This is a genomic window from Bacillus sp. CH140a_4T, assembly GCF_008923725.1.
Lineage (GTDB): Bacteria > Bacillota > Bacilli > Bacillales > Bacillaceae_G > Bacillus_A.
This window is the reverse complement of record NZ_WBPF01000021.1, coordinates 256,265-277,383: the sequence shown is the minus strand read 5'-3', so window position 1 is coordinate 277,383 and position 21,119 is coordinate 256,265. Positions and strand designations below refer to the sequence as shown.

Here is a 21,119-nt window from a genome sequence, read left to right as displayed (position 1 = left end):
CAGGAAACTATGAAGTTATTTCATACAGCGGATTGGCATTTAGGAAAGCTCGTTCATGGCGTGTATATGACTGAAGATCAAAAGATTGTATTAGATCAGTTTGTACAAGCTGTTGAGGAAGAAAAACCAGATGCCGTAATGATTGCAGGGGATTTATACGACCGAGCAATTCCACCTACAGAAGCAGTAGACTTATTAAATGATGTTTTACAAAAAATAGTGATTGATTTACAAACACCAGTTATTGCGGTTGCAGGAAACCATGATAGTCCAGATCGTATTCATTTTGGAAGTAGTTTAATGAAGAAACAAGGATTATTTATTGTGGGACAATTTCAATTTCCATATGAGCCAATTATATTAAATGATGAATATGGAGAGGTTCACTTCCATCTCGTTCCATATGCGGATCCAAGCATAGTTAGACATGTATTGAAAAACGAAGATGTACGTTCTCATGATGATGCGATGCGTATTTTTATGAATGAGCTTTCTGAAACGATGGATAAAGAAGCAAGACACGTATTTGTTGGTCATGCATTTGTAACTTCTGCGGGAGAAGCAGAAGAGAATACAAGTGATGCAGAACGACCACTTTCAATTGGTGGTGCTGAATATGTAAATAGTCATTATTTTGATAAGTTTCATTACACAGCGCTTGGACATTTACATCAAGCGCATTTTGTACGTAATGAGACAATTCGATATTCAGGTTCGCCACTTGCATATTCTATTTCTGAAGAAAAACATAAAAAAGGATATTATATTGTGGAACTGGACGAACAAGGTGAAGTATCAATTGAAAAAAGGTTACTTACACCACGTCGTAAAATGCGAACAGTAGAAGCGAAAATAGATGAATTGTTACAACATCCAGTAAGTGAAGATTACGTGTTTGTAAAATTATTAGATGAAAATCCTGTCTTGCAGCCAATGGAAAAAATACGTTCTGTATATCCAAATGCAATGCATGTTGAAAGATCGATTCAAAGACGAGCGCTCACAGAGTCAAATGAAGTAACTGTTTCAAGACATAAAACGGATGATTTATCCCTATTAAAGGCTTTTTATAAAGAAATGAAAGGCTTAGATTTATCAGAAGAGAAAGAACGTCTATTTGTAGAGGTACTACAAACAGTGCAAGAACGGGAAGGTGAACGAGGATGAGACCGATTCAGTTAATTATGACAGCATTTGGCCCATATAAACAGAAAGAAGTAATCGATTTTAACGATCTTGGAGATCATCGTATTTTCGCCATTTCTGGGAATACAGGAGCTGGAAAGACAACGATTTTTGATGCGATTTGTTATGTGTTATATGGTGAGGCAAGCGGCGAAGAACGTAGTGATACGAGCATGCTTCGCAGTCAATTTGCTGATGACAATATGTATACAAGTGTAGAACTAATCTTTCAGTTAAAAGGAAAGCGTTATGAAATAAAACGACAACTTGGGCATAAAAAACAAGGGAACAAGACGATCACGGGACAGGCAGTAGAACTATATGAAGTAATTAATGAAGAGAATGTTCCAGCTGTTGATCGTTTTCATGTAACGGATGTAAATAAAAAAGTGGAAGATTTAATTGGTTTAAGTAAACATCAATTTAGCCAAATTGTTATGTTACCGCAAGGGGAATTCCGAAAACTATTAACATCTGAGACAGAAAACAAAGAAGAAATTTTGCGTCGTATTTTTAAAACGGATCGTTATAAGTTAATGCGTGAGTTACTTGATCAAAAACGTAAACAATGGAAAGACGTCTTACAAGAAAAGCAGAAAGAGCGAGAGCTATACTTCCGTAATGTATTTAAATTACCAATCCGCGATGGAGCATTATTAGAGACATTAGTGGAACAAGAACATGTAAATACGCATCAAGTAGTAGAAGCATTAGAACAAGAAACAGCTGTGTATAAGGCAGAGGTTGAGCAATTACAAGTAGAACAAGATGTTCAAACGAAGCAATTAAAGGATGCTGAAACACGTTTTCATGCAGCGAAATCTGTAAATGAGAAGTTTATAGATTTACAACAAAGGAATGAGAAATATAATGCTTTAGAAGAAAACCGTACAGTTATTGAAATGAAAGAAAAATCTTTTAAACATGCGGAACAAGCGAAGCGTTTATTACCATTTGAACAATGGTATGAAGAAGCAATGCAAAATGAGCAGAAGGCTGAAAGTTTGTTAAAACAAATAATCGCCAAAAAAGAACATATAACGAATAGCTTTGAACTTGCTCAGGAGAAATATGAAGCAGTAAAGAATAAAGAACCTGAGAGAGAAAATGCAAAAAAACTCGTTCAAAGATTAGAAGAGTTACAACCGATTATTGCATCAATAGCTGAGAAACAGTTGAATTTACAAAATGCAGAAATTCAAATAGGGAAATTAAAAGAAAGTATGCAAAACTTAGATCGACAATTAGAGGAGCATACAAATCAAAAACAGCTAATGTCTGGTGAGTTACAACAGTTAGAACGAGCACTTGAGGAATATGTAGATAAAGTAGAAGAACTAACGAATATGCGAGAAGATGCAAAAATTTTAAAGCAAGCATTTGATGTTTGGCAAGAAAAACAAAAATTCGAGAAAGAAAAAGAAGCGGCATATAATAAGATGCAATTGGCAGTGAACGCATATGAAAATATGGAACGTCGCTGGTTAAGTGAACAAGCTGGTATATTAGCTCTTCATTTACATGATGGTGAATCTTGCCCAGTATGTGGGAGTACGAACCATCCGAAAAAAGCTACAGAGCAAAGTGATGCAATCGATGAAAAAGAGTTAAATGATTTAAGAGACAAGAAAAATATTGCTGAAAAATTACATGTTCAATTAGAGGAGAAATGGAATTTCTATCATCTTCAATATGAGCAGATAATAGAAGAGGTTAAAAAGCGAGGCTATTGCTCGGAAGAATTAGTTGAAACATATAGTGCGCTTGTTCAAAAAGGAAAACAATTAGCAACTGAAGTAAATACGTTAAAAGCAAGCGAAGAAACGCGTAAGCAAACTGCTGTGAATATAAAAAGCGTAGAAGAAAAAGTAGATGCACTTCAGAAACAAAAGCGTGAGGTAGAAACAGAGCAGCACCGTACAGAAATGGAGTGTATGCAGCTTCGTACGTCATATGAACATGATAAGAAAAATATTCCTGAAAACTTACAAACAGTACAAGCTTGGAAAGTCCAGTTTGACCAAGCTATGCACGAACTCAGATTGATGGAGGACGAATGGAAGAAAGTACAGGAAGCGTATCAACATTGGCAAAATGAAAATATACGTATTCAAGCAGAACAGGAAGGTGCTTCTAATCAATTTGAAAGTGCAAAATTGAAGAAAGAAGAGACTTTCATGCGCTTTATGAAAGAGCTTGAACAGAGCGGATTTACAGATCAAATCACGTATAAAGAAGCTAAATTAAGTGATATCGAGATGGAGCTGTTACAAAAAGAAATTCAAAGCTATTATTCATCTCTTGAAGTACTTGCAAAACAAATTGAAGAATTACATGCTGAATTAAAAGATAAAGAGTATATGGATATTACGGCGTTAGGTGAACACATAACAGAATTACAAATTAATCTCGATATAATTAAAGAAAAACGTCAACGTGCGCAAAATGCGGTAACATATATTTCTGAATTACATGAAAATATTAGACGTATTGATGAGCAAATTCATGAGGAAGAAAAAGCTTTCCAAGAACTTGTTGATTTATATGAAGTAATGAAAGGTGATAACGAAAGCCGTATATCATTTGAACGTTACATCTTAATTGAGTATTTAGAACAAATTGTTCAAATTGCAAACGAACGATTACGTAAATTATCAAATGGACAATTTTATTTAAAACGAAGTGAACGAGTTGAAAAGAGAAATCGTCAGAGTGGATTAGGCTTAGATGTATACGACGCATACACTGGCCAAACACGCGATGTAAAAACATTATCTGGCGGCGAGAAATTTAATGCATCGCTTTGCTTAGCGCTTGGAATGGCAGACGTCATTCAAGCGTATGAAGGTGGAATTTCCATCGAAACGATGTTTATCGACGAAGGTTTTGGTTCACTAGATGAAGAGTCATTAACAAAAGCAGTTGACGCTTTAATTGACTTACAAAAATCAGGCCGATTTATCGGTGTCATTTCACACGTTCAAGAGCTGAAAAACGCAATGCCAGCTGTATTAGAAGTAACGAAACAGAAGGATGGGTGTAGTCAGACGAGGTTTGTGGTGAAGTAAGTACAATTGTAATTCATAATCAAAGTATTGTTTACGTTCTTCTAGTATGGAGTTTATGATAAAACAAATGCCATCTCTTTTTAGAGGTGGCATTTGTTTGTTTTTCAGAATTAGACAATGTATTTATGAGTTATCTGTAGAAGGAGGTGTATTTTCCAAACGATTATACGTTCTAAAGGCCGAAATTGCCGAGATAACGCCACCTACTAAAAATAAAGCCGATCCACAGACTAATATGATACGGCTGACATAATCAACATTTATTTTGTAGATAATATATACAAACGCCTAAAATATGTTAAAATCACTGGACAGTGTTATGGGTAAGTGGATAGTTACATGTGAATTATTTGAAAAATCTTCATTATAAATTTATGCTAACTTCACATAGAGCACATATTAACATTGTATTATGTATATGTACCAAATAAATAAAGTGAATTGTATTTCATTCTGTTTTTAAAAATTTAAAATTCTATTATTTTTATATAAAGGTTTCACATCGGAGTTTTAAATATTTTGGAAATAGATCTAAATAAGAGAAATTCACATAAAAGGGGAATGTCTTATGACAACATATACGAGTGAAATGAGAAAAGGTGTAGTTTCAGAAGAAGATGTAGATATTTTAAAAATTATGGCGCACCCAATCCGATTACAAATTGTAAATGAATTAAGTACGAGAAAAACTTGCAATGTAACACAATTAACAGAATTACTGAATATTCCACAATCTACTGTTTCGCAACATTTATCAAAAATGAAAGGTAAAGTGTTACGAGCTGAGAGAAGGGGCTTAGAAATTTATTATCACATTAATAATTTAAAGGCGAGTAAGATTGTAAGTGTTTTAGGATATATTAACTAATGAAGTATTTTCATATAAAATAGCCGCTGCTGGTGAGCAGGGGCTATTTTGTGTTGTTTGTTTCACTTTATGTATTCGTATTTAAAATTTTATAGTTTTTATGATTTACAATTGTTCGATCGAATTCAAAAGTACCACCGCTTACATCTGTAACTTCAACTAAGACCGATTCAGTATAAAGTTTTAGTACAGACCCTGTAATCTTTAAATTATTTCGTTGAAAAAGTATAGTATCCCCTACGTTTGCTTTCATAGTACCTCCTCATTAAAGACAGAAATATTTTTTATTATATATATTAAACCACGTATAGATATATTAGTGAATATTTAGTTTTGTTTATCAATAAAATATTTTTTTATTTTATAAAAAATAAAGTGCATCTTAGTGTAAACAGGTTATTTTCTGTTTGTATAGGAAAATTAAAATCTTGCAATTGTATAACATGAGTCATAATTTTTATAAAAAAGATGATAAAACAGCTGTAAGTCTTATGGAAACAAAACATTATAAAAGCTGCTTTCGTATTTAATAAGTAGTTTTTTGTATTTCGTCCTTCGTTTTCTGTAACTGATTCCATATTTTTGACGCTCTATATTGTAAGTGCTTACATAACAGGGAACATCTTATACAATGAAGGTGTTAAATCAAAAGAGGTGGTCAATATGAACATAAAAAAAAGAAAACTTAGCGAAAAGCATTGAAATAGAAAGAGGAGGCGGAAAGGTATGAAAAAATCAAATGTTAATCCATGGCTTGTTGTCCTTGGTACAGTCATAGTTCAAATGGGACTTGGAACGATATATACATGGAGTTTATTTAATCAGCCTTTAGTTAGTAAATACGGTTGGAGTCTTAACGCAGTTGCTATAACCTTCTCAATTACGAGTCTTTCCTTAGCATTTTCAACTTTATTTGCGAGTAAATTGCAAGAAAAATGGGGACTTCGTAAGCTTATTATGATAGCTGGGTTAGCATTAGGACTAGGATTAGTACTTAGTTCACAAGCGTCTTCGTTAATATTGCTTTATGTACTAGCAGGGGTTGTTGTAGGTTATGCAGATGGTACAGCATATATCACTTCACTATCCAATTTAATAAAGTGGTTTCCAAAGCGTAAAGGTTTAATTGCTGGAATTTCTGTCTCTGCATATGGTTCGGGTAGCTTAATCTTTAAATACGTTAACGCACAGTTAATTGAATCAGTTGGTGTATCACAAGCATTTATATACTGGGGTTTAATTGTTACAGCTATGATTGTCCTTGGAGCTTGTTTAATCCATCAAGCTGCTGATCAAGGTGCAGTTCATGAAACAAAAACTTATGAATATACAACGAAAGAAATGTTAGGTACAAAACAAGTATACTTATTATTTATAATGTTATTTACATCATGTATGAGTGGCTTATACTTAATTGGTATGGTAAAAGACATTGGTGTTCAACTTGTAGGACTTAGCGCAGCGACAGCAGCTAATGCGGTGGCTATGGTTGCAATCTTCAATACATTAGGTCGTATTATTCTAGGACCGTTATCAGATAAAATCGGTCGTTTAAAAATCGTTACTGGTACTTTTGTTGTTATGGCTAGTTCAGTCTTAGTTCTAAGTTTCGTAGATTTAAATTATGGTATCTACTTCGTATGTGTAGCAAGTGTAGCGTTTTGCTTTGGTGGAAATATCACTATTTTCCCAGCTATCGTTGGTGATTTCTACGGTATGAAAAACCATAGTAAAAACTACGGAATGGTGTATCAAGGATTTGGATTTGGAGCGCTTGCAGGTTCCTTTATCGGTGCACTTCTAGGTGGATTCAAACCAACATTCATGGTGATCGGCGTATTATGTGTCGTATCATTTATTATCGCAATTGTAATTCAAGCACCTAAACAGAAAAAAGAACAAGAAGAAGAGTATCGCAGCGTAGCATAAGTATATAAATCTTCTATAACACTATGGTTACGAAAAGCATCCTGTTAAATAGGGTGCTTTTTTTATGAATTATTGTAACGAGGTTATATAATCTTTGGAACCATTTGAGACAAAAAAAGTGAGTGAAACAATCATTTGGATTATATTGGAATATTAAAAGTGATACATTATATTCGAAATACGTATTAAATCTTAAATTATAAACAAGACATACATCAGTAATTGCAAGATATATTTTCTCGGTATTTTCAGAAAAATGTTGAGAAAATATATACTTGAGCTTTTGATAAGGCTTTGTAAATGAAGGTATCTACAGTTTATCTTCTTCAATTTTACAAAAAAGGAGTTTAAATGTGTAATGTAGGCACTTATTATTGCTTTTAGGTGTAATTGTATTGAGAATCACTAAAATATTTTGTCTGAAAAATAAAAATAGGTTGACAAGTATATTGAGAAAGATTATCATTTCGATGTAAGAATATTAAATGAAAAACATTATCAATGAATAATATTTTAATGAAAAGTACACTTGACCAATTAGTTTAGTAAGTGTATTATTTTTTACATCGATAATGATAATCATTATCATTATTTGTTTAATTAGATTAATTTTCAAATGAAAGGATAGAGGAAATGAACTTAGGGGAATTTGATGGGAAAACGGTTTTAGTAACAGGTGCAGCCCAAGGTATAGGTAGTGTTGTTGCCAAAATGTTTTTAGAAAGAGGAGCTACAGTTATTGCGGTGGATCAAAATGAAGAGGAGTTAAAAGTACTCTTAAATCAAAATGAATTAAATGAAACACGTATGAAAACGTTTCATTTAGATGTGAGTAATAGCACATCTGTTGAAGATATAGTAAACCGTATCGAAAATGATATAGCACCAATAGATGTATTAGTAAATGTTGCTGGGGTTTTACGTATGGGAGCGATTCACTCTTTAAGTGATGAAGATTGGAATAAAACATTCTCTGTAAATTCTACAGGAGTTTTCTATATGTCCCGAGCAGTAAGTAAACATATGATGCAAAGAAAGTCTGGGGCAATTGTTACAGTTGGTTCAAATGCAGCAAATACTCCGAGAATGGAGATGGCAGCGTACGCCGCATCAAAAGCTGCAACGACGATGTTTATGAAGTGTTTAGGTTTAGAACTTGCAGCGTACAACATTCGCTGTAACTTAGTTTCTCCAGGTTCTACTGAAACTGAAATGCAAAGGTTACTATGGGCTGATGAGAATGGAGCAAAAAATATTATTGCTGGTTCTCAAAGTACATATAGACTCGGTATACCGTTACAAAAAATTGCACAGCCTTCAGAAGTTGCTGAAGCAGTATTGTTTTTAGCTTCAAATAAAGCAAGTCATATTACAATGCACAATTTATGTGTCGATGGCGGAGCTACATTAGGAGTTTAATAAAAAAATTAGGGGGCTACTATACTATGAATGAATTTACGGCTGTAAAGGAACTGTCAGAAAAATTATTAGAAGAATATAAGACTGAATCTTCTTTCTTTTTCGCTTCACCAACTCGAACAATATTGACAGAAGGGGAGTTTACTACAGTAAAGCATCGTGAAATTGAAAGTTTCCCAGAGCTTGTAAATGCGGTATTAAGTAATGCGAAACAAGCTGGAAATCCGAATCCTATCGTTGTTGGTGCTTTGCCATTTGATCGTAGAAAAGAAGTTCAACTTATCGTCCCAGAATATAGCAGAATTTCTGAGCGTTTACAATTGGATACAACAAATCAGCTTGAAACACATGAGAACTTAACATTTGAAATGACGCCTGTACCAGATCCTAAAGTTTATATGGATGGTGTAAAGCAAGGGATTAAAAAAATACAGGACGGCGATTTAAAGAAAATCGTTCTATCCAGATCGTTAGATGTTGAATCTTCCGAAAAGATTGATAAGCAAAAACTTCTTCGAGAATTAGCAGAGCATAATAAGCACGGTTATACATTTGCTGTTAATTTACCAAAAGATGAAAACGAAAATAGTAAGACATTAATTGGAGCAAGTCCTGAATTACTCGTTTCCCGTAATGGTATGCAAGTTATTTCTAATCCGTTAGCTGGTTCAAGACCACGTAGTGATGATCCAGTAGAAGATAAAAGAAGAGCAGAGGAATTACTTTCTTCTCCAAAAGATTTACATGAACATGCGGTAGTAGTTGAAGCGGTTGCCGCTGCACTACGTCCATATTGTCATACACTACACGTTCCAGAAAAACCATCCGTTATTCATAGTGAAGCGATGTGGCATTTGTCCACTGAAGTGAAAGGTGAACTAAAGGATCCAAAAACTTCTTCTTTGGAATTAGCAATTGCTCTTCATCCTACGCCAGCAGTTTGCGGAACACCGATGGAAGAAGCAAGAGAGGCGATTCAACAAATTGAACCATTTGACCGTGAATTCTTTACAGGAATGCTAGGATGGAGCGATTTAAATGGAGATGGTGAATGGATTGTTACAATTCGCTGTGCTGAAGTGCAAGAAAATACACTTCGTTTATATGCAGGGGCGGGAGTTATTGCTGAGTCAAAACCAGAAGATGAGTTAGCAGAAACATCAGCTAAGTTCCAAACAATGCTGAAGGCTCTAGGGTTAAGAAATAATTCGCTGAATGAAAAATAGGGGGGAAGAAAGAATGGTAACAGGTTATACGGAATGGCCAAAAGAATTCACTGATCGCTATCGAGAAGAAGGGTGTTGGCTTGGTGAAACATTTGGCGAGATGTTAAGAGAACGTGCTGAAAAATATGGAGATCAAATTGCAGTTGTAAGTGGTAATTCGCATATGACATATAGTGAGCTTGATAAAAAAGTAGATCGCTTAGCATCAGGTTTACTGAATTTAGGAATAAAGCAAGAAGATCGAGTTGTAATCCAATTACCTAACATTATCGAGTTTTTCGAAATATGTTTTGCGCTATTTCGAATTGGAGCACTTCCTGTTTTTGCACTACCTCCACATCGAAGCAGTGAAATTAGTTATTTTTGTGAGTTTGGTGAGGCGAGTGCTTACGTTATTTCAGATAAGGCTCTCGGCTTTGATTATCGAAAACTAGCAAGAGAAGTGAAAGAGAAAGTACCAACTTTACAACATGTAATTGTAGTGGGAGAAGAAGAAGAGTTTGTGAACATAAGTGATCTGTATATAGATCCCGTTCCATTACCAGAAGTTCAGCCAAGTGATGTTGCGTTTCTTCAATTATCAGGAGGGACAACAGGACTTTCTAAATTAATTCCTAGAACACATGATGACTATATTTATAGTTTACGTGTTAGCGCTGAAATTTGTAATTTGAATACGGATAGCGTCTATATGGCAGTTCTTCCAGTAGCACACAATTACCCGATGAGTTCTCCAGGGACATTTGGAACTTTCTATGCGGGTGGAAAAGTAGTGTTAGCAACTGGAGGGAGTCCAGATGAGGCATTTGCTCTTATAGAAAAAGAAAAAGTAACGATTACAGCGCTCGTTCCACCATTAGCAATGATTTGGCTTGATGCTGCCTCTTCCCGTAATAACGATTTATCGAGCTTGCAAGTGATTCAAGTAGGTGGTGCGAAATTTAGTGCCGAAGTTGCGAAGCGTATTCGCCCTACATTTGGATGTACGTTACAGCAAGTGTTTGGTATGGCAGAAGGGTTAGTAAATTACACGAGATTAAATGATCCGGAAGAAATCATTATTCATACACAAGGGAGACCGATGTCTACATTCGATGAAGTACGGGTTGTTGATGAAAATGATAACGATGTAAAACCTGGTGAAGTGGGTAGTTTATTAACAAGAGGGCCCTATACAATTCGTGGCTATTATAAAGCAGAAGAGCATAATGCACGATCATTTACAAAGGATGGATTTTATCGCACTGGTGATCTTGTAAAAGTAAATGAACAAGGTTACATCATTGTAGAAGGTAGAGATAAAGATCAAATTAACCGTGGTGGTGAGAAAGTTGCTGCGGAAGAAGTTGAAAATCATCTATTAGCACATGATGCAGTACATGATGTAGCCATTGTATCAATGCCTGATGATTATTTAGGAGAACGTACTTGTGCCTTTGTTATAGCTCGAGGACAAGCTCCAACAATAAGCGAATTAAAAATGTTTTTAAGAAAACGCGGTATAGCAGCTTATAAGATTCCAGATCGAATTGAATTTATTGAATCATTCCCGCAAACAGGTGTTGGAAAGGTAAGCAAAAAAGAGTTACGTAAAGTCATTACTGAAAAACTTATTACGGTAAAACAATAAAAAATATAAAAATTGGAAGGAAGTGATTAGATGGCTATCCCATCTATTTCAGTATACAAAATGCCAGTTGAATCAGAACTACCAAAAAATAAAGTGAACTGGACACCAGATCCGAAACGTGCGGTTCTTCTAATCCATGACATGCAAGAATATTTTCTTGATGCATATAGCGATAAAGAATCACCAAAAGTAGAACTTATTTCAAATATTAAGGTGATAAGAGAAAAATGTAAGGAACTTGGTATACCAGTTGTTTATACAGCACAACCAGGTGGACAAACGTTAGAACAACGAGGGTTATTACAAGATTTCTGGGGGGACGGTATTCCTGCTGGACCAGATAAAAAGAAAATTGTCGGTGAACTTACTCCTGATGAGGATGATATATTCTTAACAAAATGGAGATATAGTGCATTTAAAAAGACAAATCTATTAGAAATTTTAAATGAACAGGGAAGAGATCAACTTATTATTTGCGGTATTTATGCGCATATCGGCTGCCTTTTAACAGCTTGCGAAGCATTTATGGATGGTATAGAGCCGTTCTTTGTAGCAGATGCAGTTGCTGATTTTTCATTAGAGCATCATAAACAAGCATTGGAGTATGCATCTAATAGATGTGCAGTAACGACATCAACAAACATACTGTTAAAAGATTTACAAAGTGTAAAAAGTGATGAGAGTGAAGGAATCACTATACAGGAAGTGCATGAACTAGTTGCACAACTACTTCGTGAGCCAGTAGAGAGTATTGATATTGATGAGGACTTACTAAATAGAGGACTTGATTCGGTCAGAATTATGAGTTTAGTAGAGAAGTGGCGTCGCGAAGGGAAAGAAATAACTTTTGCAGATTTAGCAGAACGTCCAACTGTTTCCGATTGGTACAGTTTACTATCTTCACAGACAGCACAGGTGCTGTAACAAATAGACTACATAATAAAGGGGTAGTAAAGAATGCCTAATAGTCAAAAGGTTCGTCATTCGTTATCATCTGCGCAGACTGGTATGTGGTTTGCACAGCAATTAGATCCGCTAAATCCGATTTATAATACTGGAGAATATGTTGAAATAAACGGAAATATTAATCAAGAAATTTTCGAATTAGCAGTACGTAAAGCTGTAACAGAAGCAGAAGCACTACATGTTCGTTTCGAAGAGGATGAAATGGGCCCATGGCAAGTTATTGAAGAATTACAGTTTCATATGCATTTTATTGATGTTCGTAAAGAAGAAAACCCTGAAGAAGCTGCTAAAGTATGGATGAAAAATGATTTATCTATGCCCGTGGATTTAAAAGAGGATAAATTATTTACTGAAGCACTTATTCAAGTGGAAAAAAATCGGTTCTTTTGGTATCAGCGCATCCATCACATTGTGATGGATGGCTATGGATTTTCACTTCTTAGCCAAAAGGTAGCGAGAGAGTATACAAAACTTATAGAAGAAACAAATAAGACAGAGAAACCATTTGGTACTCTTTCAAAGATTGTACAAGAAGATATTGAGTATCGTGATTCTAAACAATTTCTGGAAGATCGCGCTTTTTGGTTAGAAAAGTTTGCAGATGAACCAGAAGTTGTAAGCTTAGCAGAAAGAGCGCCGAGAACATCAAATGGATTTTTACGAGAAACAGCTTATTTATCCAGTTCTAGCACGAAAACTTTACTAGAAGATATTAATATTTCGTTAACAAGTTGGCCAGAATTTATCGTCGCTGTAACAAGTATTTATATGCATAAGTTAACAGGTGCAAACGATATTGTTTTAGGTTTACCGATGATGGGGCGTCTAGGTACTGCATCAATTCATACACCGAGTATGGTAATGAATTTAGTACCACTTCGTCTCACTGTAACTCCAAATATAACTATTACGGAATTATTACAGCAAGTTTCTAAAGAAATCCGAGACGTACGTCGTCATCATAAATACCGTCATGAGGAATTAAGAAGAGATTTAAAGTTACTAGGTGAAAATCAAAGGTTATTCGGGCCGTTAGTGAATGTGATGCCTTTTGATTACGGGCTTAACTTTGCTGGGAATCGTGGTATTACAAATAATTTATCAGCAGGACCGGTCGATGATTTATCGATAAATGTTTATAAACGTTTCGATGAAAATGAGCTAATGATTCATTTTGATGCGAACCCGGAAGTATATAATGGCTCGGAACTAGCATTGCATAAAGAAAGATTTATGAATGTATTAGAATTAGTGATAAATGATTATGAAAAAGACGCGTCGATTGGAAGCATAAACATTACTCTTCCTGAAGAAAATCAAAAAGTTTTATTCGAATGGAATGAAACTAAAGAAGCTGAAGAGCTAATTTCTCTACCTATATTATTTGAAAAACAAGTACAAAAAAATCCAAATAAAATAGCAGTTACTTGTAATGGAATAAATCTTACGTATAAAGAGCTAAATGAACGAGCGAATGAACTAGCACACTATTTAGTAGAAGAAGGAATAGGGCCAAATCAGTTTGTAGCTTTAGTATTTCCAAGATCAACGGAAATGGTAGTTAGTATGCTAGCAGTCTTAAAGGCTGGTGCAGCGTATTTACCAATAGATCCAGAATATCCAGACGAGCGAATCAATTATATAGTAAATGATGCAAAACCAGCTTGTATTATAACGCATTCATCTGTTACATCAACTTTATTTATAGAAAATGATATGAAAAAAATTGAATTAGATCGTGAAGAAACAGAACAAGCGTTAAAAGCATATTCTCATATGAATATACCATTAAGAAATGATGAATCACTTTTAAACTCAGCTTATACAATTTACACTTCAGGCTCAACGGGAAATCCAAAAGGTGTAGTTGTTCCTATGAAAGCTTTAAGTAACTTTTTATTGGCTATGGACGATATGTTTTCACTAAATGAAAACGATCATTTAGTAGCAGTTACAACGTTTGCGTTTGATATTTCTGCACTAGAAATTTATTTACCTCTTATTAGTGGTGCAAGTTTAACAATCGCACAAAAAGAAGTAATTCAAGAACCTTCTGTGTTAACTGCATTGTTACAAGAAGAAAGAGCGACAATTATGCAAGCTACACCGACGCTTTGGCAGGCGTTAGTAACGGAATATCCAGAGAGACTAAAAGGGCTAAAAGCGCTCGTTGGTGGTGAAGCTCTTCCAGCTCATTTAGCAAATACATTAAAAGAATTAGGTTGCTCTATTACAAACTTATATGGACCTACTGAAACGACGATTTGGTCTACTTTCAAGAACATCGACGAAAATGAAATTGGTATACCCCCTATTGGAAAACCGATTTGGAGTACAGATGTGTATGTATTAGATGCAGGATTACAACCAGTACCACCTGGAGTAATTGGCGAACTATATATTGCAGGAGAAGGACTTGCGAACGGCTATTTAGGAAAACCAGAGTTAACGGCTGAACGATTTGTAGCAAATCCTTTTGGAGAACGAGGGAAGCGCATGTACCGCACAGGTGATCTTGTGAAATGGCGTAACGATGGTGTGCTGGAATACATGAGCCGAGCAGATCATCAAATAAAAATCCGTGGTTTCCGAATTGAATTAGCTGAAATTGAAATGGTTTTACAACGACATGAGTATATTCAACAAGCTGTAGTAATGGTGCGAGAAGATCGCCCAAATGATAAACGAATTATTGCGTATATCGTTGCTGAAGAGAAGGATAAAATTAACATTGCAGAAATTCGATCTTATGTTTCAGAAAGTTTAGCGAATTATATGGTACCATCAGCGTTTGTGTTGTTAGAAGAATTACCATTAACACCGAATGGAAAGGTTGATAGAAAGAAATTACCAGCTCCTGATTTTAATGAAATGAACAAGGAGAGAGTTGCTAGAAATCCGAAAGAAGAAATATTATGTGACTTATTTGCAGAAGTACTTGGTGTTTCTCGCATTAGCATTGATGATAATTTCTTTGAAATGGGAGGCCATTCGCTTCTTGCATCTCGTTTAATGGCAAGAATTCGTGAAACGTTAAGTGTGGAATTAGGAATTGGAAAACTATTTGAATCGCCAACTGTTGCTGAACTAGCGGAACAATTAGATCAAGCGAAAAGTGCAAGGCCAGCAATTAAGAAAGTAAATAGACCAAATGAAGTTCCACTTTCATTTGCACAGCGTAGGTTATGGTTCTTAAATTGTTTAGAAGGCCCAAGCCCTACATATAATATCCCGTTAGTCATTCGTTTGTATGGAAAGTTGAACGAGGAAGCATTGCAAGGTGCTTTTTATGATGTAGTCGAGAAACATGAAACACTGAGAACAATTTTCCCTAACGTATTAGGTAGTTCCTATCAGAAAATTTTAGATATGGAAAATTTAAATCTAGAAATGATTAAAACAAAAACATGTAAAGAGGAATTAGAAAGTGTGCTTGCTGAGGCGGTAAGATATAGCTTTAACCTCGATGTTGAACCAGCAGTTCGTTTGCATCTATTTACAGTGAATGAAAACGAACATGTATTACTAATACTATTGCATCATATTGTAGGGGATGGCTGGTCATTACAACCGTTAACGAGAGATTTTACAACGGCATATAAAGCGCGATGTCAAGGTGAAAGAGCGCAGCTGGAGACACTTCCAGTTCAATACGCAGATTATGCACTTTGGCAACAGCAATTGTTAGGTGATGAAACTACAGAAAAGAGTCTCATTTCAACACAATTAGAGTTTTGGAAGAAAGAGCTAAAGGGGTTACCAGATCAATTGGAGTTACCTACAGATTACCAGCGTCCAATTGAAACGAGTTATCGAGGAGAAACAATTCATTTTCAAATAGATGCGGGTATGCATAGTAGGTTAGTAGAACTTGCACGGAAAAACGGAGTTAGTTTGTTTATGGTGTTGCAAGCAGGACTTAGTGCGTTATTTACAAGATTAGGTGCAGGTACTGACATACCAATCGGTAGTCCGATTGCTGGAAGGAACGATGATGCACTCTCTGACATAGTCGGTTTATTTGTAAATACATTAGTGTTGCGTACAAATACAGCAGGAGATCCAAGTTTTAAAGAATTATTGAATAGAGTGAAGCAAGTAAATCTTGCAGCTTATGAAAATCAAGATGTGCCATTTGAACGACTTGTTGAAGTGTTAAACCCAGTACGTACTCGAAATAGTCATCCGCTGTTTCAAGTTATGTTAGCTTTCCAAAATACGCCAGAAGCAACCTTTGATGCTCCTGATACAGAAGCGAAACTTGAAATTCAAAGCGTCGGCTCTGCAAAATTTGATCTAACATTTGAAATTAGCGAGAGTAACGGCGTTGATGGTACTCCAAACGGCTTACACGGATTATTAGAGTTTAGTACGGATTTATATAAACGTGAAACGGTGCAAAAATTAATAGAACGATACATTTTGTTATTAGATGATGCAGTAGAGAATCCGGATCAATCAATTGGTAGATTAGAAATTTTAACGTTAGCAGAGAAAAATACAGTGTTAGAAAAGTGGAATGGTGGTTTTCAAATTGTACCAGAAATGACATTATCACAATTATTTGAAAAGCAGGCTCATATAAATCCAAATGCTATTGCTGTCGTCTTTGAAGATGAAAAGTTAACTTATGAAGAGTTAAATAAAAAAGCGAATAAAATAGCTCGTTTGTTAATAGCAAAAGGAATTGGTCCTGATCAACTCGTTGCTTTAGCAATGCCGAGATCTTTAAATATGGTTGTGAGTTTACTCGCGGTTCTTAAAGCAGGAGCAGGTTATCTTCCATTAGATCCAGATTACCCATCTGATCGTATTTCATTTATGCTCCACGATGCGAAACCATCATGTGTTTTAACAAATTCAGATGTGGAAGTTGAATGTGATGAAGAACTGAAAATTTTAGTTGATGATGAAAAAGTAATAAAAGAAATTGAGAAATATAGTGAAGATAATATTGATGAAATGGAGCGTGTGAAGCCGTTAACTCCATCACATATTGCTTACGTTATTTATACGTCAGGCTCAACAGGTAGACCGAAAGGCGTTATGATACCTCATCAAAACGTAGTAAGACTTTTAGGAGCAACTGATCATTGGTTCCAATTTGACGCAGACGATGTTTGGACGATGTTCCATTCATACGCTTTTGATTTCTCAGTTTGGGAAATTTGGGGGCCTTTATTATATGGAGGGCGTCTAGTCGTGGTACCACATACTGTAAGTCGTTCACCGAAAGAATTTTTACAACTTCTTGTTAAGGAAAAGGTTACTGTTTTAAACCAAACTCCATCAGCGTTCTATCAATTGATGCAAGCAGATCGTGAAAATGAAGAGATTGGTCAAACATTATCTTTACGATATGTTGTTTTTGGAGGAGAAGCACTTGAGCTAAGTCGATTAGAAGATTGGTATAGTCGACATCCTCAAAATGCACCGAAGCTTATTAATATGTACGGTATTACAGAGACGACAGTACATGTTAGTTATATTGAGTTAGATGAGAATATTGTTTCTTTACGCGCGAATAGCTTAATTGGTTGCAGTATACCAGACCTTAAAGTATACGTATTAGACAACTACTTACAACCAGTGCCACCTGGAGTAGTTGGAGAAATGTATGTTGCTGGTGCAGGGCTTGCTCGTGGGTATTTAGGAAGAGCAGGATTAACTGCTGAGCGCTTTATCGCAGATCCGTTTGGTAAGCCTGGTACAAGAATGTATCGTACAGGAGACTTAGCGCGTTGGCGTAAAGATGGGACGCTAGATTATATAGGGCGTGCAGATCATCAAATAAAAATTCGTGGATTCCGAATTGAATTAGGTGAAATAGAAGCGGTCATAATGAAACACCCTAAAATTCAGCAAGTAGCCGTTATTGTACGGGAAGATCAACCAGGGGATAAACGGTTAGTTTCTTATATCGTCGCATCTAATAATGAAATGATTGATACGAATGAAATGCGTCAGTATGCTGGAGGTAGTTTACCAGATTACATGGTTCCGTATGCTTTTGTAGTAGTAAATGAGTTACCTTTAACTCCAAACGGTAAATTAGATAGAAAGGCATTGCCAGCTCCAGAATTTATCGCATCATCTTCTAGTCGTGGACCAAGAACACCGCAAGAAGAAATGTTATGTGACTTATTTACAGAGATTTTAAGTGTACCTCAAATTGGAATTGATGACGGATTCTTTGATTTAGGTGGTCATTCACTTCTTGCGGTGCAGCTTATGAGCCGAATTAAAGAAGCGCTTGGAGTGGAATTAAATATCGGAACTTTATTTGCAGCACCAACCGTTGCAGGATTAGCTGAGAGACTTGAAATGGGAAATGGACAAAGTGCACTTGATGTGTTGCTTCCATTACGAGCAAGCGGAGACCAATTACCACTATTTTGTGTACACCCAGCAGGTGGATTAAGTTGGTGCTATGCAGGACTTATGAAATCTTTAGGAACAGATTATCCAATCTACGGTGTCCAAGCACGTGGTATCGCTAAAAATGAAGAACTTCCAAAAAGTTTAGAGGAGATGGCGGCGGATTATTTAAAACACGTTCGTGAAGTACAGCCTCACGGACCATATCGTTTACTCGGTTGGTCGCTCGGAGGAAATGTTGTGCATGCAATGGCGGCGCAACTGCAAAATGAAGGGGAAGAAGTAGAATTACTCGTTATGCTAGATTCTTATCCAGGTCACTTCTTACCGAATACGGAAGCACCTACTGAAGAAGAAGCGTTAATCGCATTACTTGCTTTAGGTGGATACGATCCAGATAACATGGATGGTAAACCACTTACGATGGAAAGTGCAGTAGAAATACTTCGTAAAGATGGAAGTGCATTAGCAAGTCTGGAAGAAGAGACTATTTTGAACTTGAAAGAAACATATGTAAATTCGGTAGGATTGTTAGGGAAATATGTACCGAAAGTTTATAACGGAGATATTTTATTCTTTAGATCTACTGTTATACCAGACTGGTTTGATCCTATTTCTCCAAATACGTGGCTAAATTATTTAGATGGGCAAATTGTGCAACACGATATTGATTGTAGACATAAAGATTTATGTCAACCAGGACCACTTACAGAAATTGGACAAGTATTAGCGAAATATTTGCAGAATAAGAAAGGGGTAAGTACAGTATGACGAATCCGTTTGAAAATGATAATTACACATATAAAGTATTAAAAAATGAGGAGGGCCAGTATTCTCTCTGGCCTGTCTTTCTTGATGTACCTATTGGTTGGAATGTCGTACATGAAGAGGCTAGTAGGAATGATTGTTTACAATATGTTGAAAATAACTGGAAAGATTTGAATCCAAAAAGTAATCAAGTTGGCGAAAAAATATTAGTAGGAAAACGATAATGAAGGCAAAAATAAATCCAAAAGTAGTTGTAAGTATCGTATATATAACAGCGATGTTTATGGCTGCGATGGATGCAACGATTGTGAATGTAGCACTCCAAACGATAAGTAAAGAACTACAAGTGCCTACATCTGCAATGGGGACGGTTAATGTTGGGTATTTAGTTAGCTTAGCTGTTTTCCTTCCGATTTCTGGTTGGCTAGGAGATCGCTTCGGTACGAAAAGGGTATTTCTAACCGCTCTTTTCGTATTTACAACTGCGTCTGTATTATGTGGAATAGCGAACGATATTACTTCATTGAATATTTTTCGTATCATGCAAGGTGCTGGCGGGGGGCTTTTAACACCAGTCGGGATGGCGATGTTATTTCGAACATTTTCACCAGAGGAAAGGCCGAAAATTTCACGGTTTATTGTGTTGCCAATTGCTGTCGCACCGGCAGTAGGACCGATTATTGGCGGTTTCTTTGTAGATCAAATGTCTTGGCGCTGGGCATTTTATATTAATTTACCGTTTGGAATCGTAGCGTTACTATTCGGTCTTCTATTTTTAAAAGAGCATATTGAAAAATCAGCTGGTCGCTTTGATTCTCTCGGTTTTGTTCTTTCAGCACCCGGATTTGCGATGCTAATCTATGCACTTAGTCAAGGGCCGTCAAAAGGATGGGCTTCCCCAGAGATTATAAGTACTGGAATAATTGGGACTGTATTCATTGCGTTGTTTATTATTGTAGAACTTAGAGTAAAGCAACCGATGTTAGATTTACGCTTATTAAAAGAACCAGTCTTTAGAAAAATGAGTCTTATTTCATTGTTTTCATCCGCTGGTTTACTAGGAATGTTGTTTATTTTTCCACTTATGTATCAAAATGTAATAGGAGTTTCCGCACTGGAATCAGGTCTTACAACGTTCCCTGAGGCGATTGGATTAATGATATCGTCACAGATTGTACCATGGTCATATAAGAAATTAGGAGCTCGCAAGGTAATCTCTATTGGGTTAGTTTGTACGGCCGTTATCTTCGTTTTATTAAGTTTTGTAAATCACGATACGAATCCATGGCAAATACGGGCATTATTGTTTGGTATAGGTATTTTCTTAGGTCAGTCTGTTGGAGCAGTCCAATTTTCTGCATTTAACAATATCATGCCACCTTCTATGGGGAGAGCAACTACTATATTTAATGTGCAAAATCGATTAGGATCTGCAATAGGGGTCGCTGTTTTAGCTAGTATACTAGCCGGTTTTGGAAATAATAGTGCACAAAATAATGCTCAGTCAGATTTCTTACCCTATCAAGCGGCATTAATTGGATCAGCAATATTTTTACTCGTAGCATTACTATTTTCTTTACGTATTTCTGATAAAGAGGTAATGTCAAAGAAGAAAGAAAAAATGTTATCCGTATCAAAAAAACAGAAAGCACTTGTCAATGAATAACAATTGATATTCGTTG

12 protein-coding genes are annotated in these 21,119 nt (G+C 35.8%); 11 read left to right on the top strand and 1 reads right to left on the bottom strand.

From position 1 onward, the window contains the following. Nucleotides 1-9 precede the first annotated feature (9 nt). The 3 genes from F8162_RS23165 (at nt 10) to F8162_RS23155 (ending at nt 5,121) form a co-directional block, all read left to right on the top strand. A complete protein-coding gene (locus F8162_RS23165) occupies nt 10-1,167 on the top strand; it encodes an exonuclease SbcCD subunit D (RefSeq protein ID WP_151630305.1) in 1,158 nt (385 codons plus the stop codon). Then, entirely contained in the window at nt 1,164-4,253 is a 3,090-nt protein-coding gene (locus tag F8162_RS23160; protein WP_151630306.1) for an AAA family ATPase, read from the top strand. The genes F8162_RS23165 and F8162_RS23160 overlap by 4 nt, the downstream gene beginning before the upstream one ends. 568 nt (nt 4,254-4,821) lie before the next feature. Then, a complete protein-coding gene (locus F8162_RS23155; RefSeq protein ID WP_151630307.1) occupies nt 4,822-5,121 on the top strand; it encodes an ArsR/SmtB family transcription factor in 300 nt (99 codons plus the stop codon). Nucleotides 5,122-5,188: 67 nt separating this feature from the next. Here the strand turns inward: F8162_RS23155 and F8162_RS23150 are convergent, their stop codons facing one another. Then, a complete protein-coding gene (locus F8162_RS23150; protein WP_151630308.1) occupies nt 5,189-5,374 on the bottom strand; it encodes a YkvS family protein in 186 nt (61 codons plus the stop codon). A 473-nt stretch (nt 5,375-5,847) separates the two neighbouring features. Here F8162_RS23150 and F8162_RS23145 point away from each other — a divergent pair, with 473 nt between their 5' ends. The 8 genes from F8162_RS23145 (at nt 5,848) to F8162_RS23110 (ending at nt 21,103) form a co-directional block, all read left to right on the top strand. Beyond that, entirely contained in the window at nt 5,848-7,050 is a 1,203-nt protein-coding gene (locus F8162_RS23145) for an OFA family MFS transporter (RefSeq protein ID WP_151630309.1), read from the top strand. Between the two features lie 633 nt (nt 7,051-7,683). Then, a complete protein-coding gene (gene dhbA, locus F8162_RS23140) occupies nt 7,684-8,469 on the top strand; it encodes a 2,3-dihydro-2,3-dihydroxybenzoate dehydrogenase (RefSeq protein ID WP_151630310.1) in 786 nt (261 codons plus the stop codon). 26 nt (nt 8,470-8,495) lie between these two features. Continuing rightward, a complete protein-coding gene (gene dhbC / locus F8162_RS23135; RefSeq protein ID WP_151630311.1) occupies nt 8,496-9,695 on the top strand; it encodes an isochorismate synthase DhbC in 1,200 nt (399 codons plus the stop codon). Nucleotides 9,696-9,708: 13 nt separating this feature from the next. Then, a complete protein-coding gene (locus F8162_RS23130; RefSeq protein WP_151630312.1) occupies nt 9,709-11,325 on the top strand; it encodes a (2,3-dihydroxybenzoyl)adenylate synthase in 1,617 nt (538 codons plus the stop codon). 30 nt (nt 11,326-11,355) lie between these two features. Beyond that, a complete protein-coding gene (locus F8162_RS23125) occupies nt 11,356-12,249 on the top strand; it encodes an isochorismatase family protein (RefSeq protein WP_087980364.1) in 894 nt (297 codons plus the stop codon). Between the two features lie 33 nt (nt 12,250-12,282). Next, nucleotides 12,283-19,440: an amino acid adenylation domain-containing protein gene (locus F8162_RS23120; protein ID WP_151630313.1), complete on the top strand. Its 7,158-nt coding sequence runs from the start codon at nt 12,283-12,285 to the stop codon at nt 19,438-19,440. Beyond that, a complete protein-coding gene (locus F8162_RS23115) occupies nt 19,437-19,661 on the top strand; it encodes an MbtH family protein (RefSeq protein ID WP_000184070.1) in 225 nt (74 codons plus the stop codon). The genes F8162_RS23120 and F8162_RS23115 overlap by 4 nt, the downstream gene beginning before the upstream one ends. Then, the gene (locus F8162_RS23110; protein WP_151630314.1) at nt 19,661-21,103 is read left to right on the top strand and encodes an MDR family MFS transporter; all 1,443 of its coding nucleotides are present in this window, start codon (nt 19,661-19,663) and stop codon (nt 21,101-21,103) included. The genes F8162_RS23115 and F8162_RS23110 overlap by 1 nt, the downstream gene beginning before the upstream one ends. The last annotated feature ends 16 nt before the right edge of the window (nt 21,104-21,119 follow it).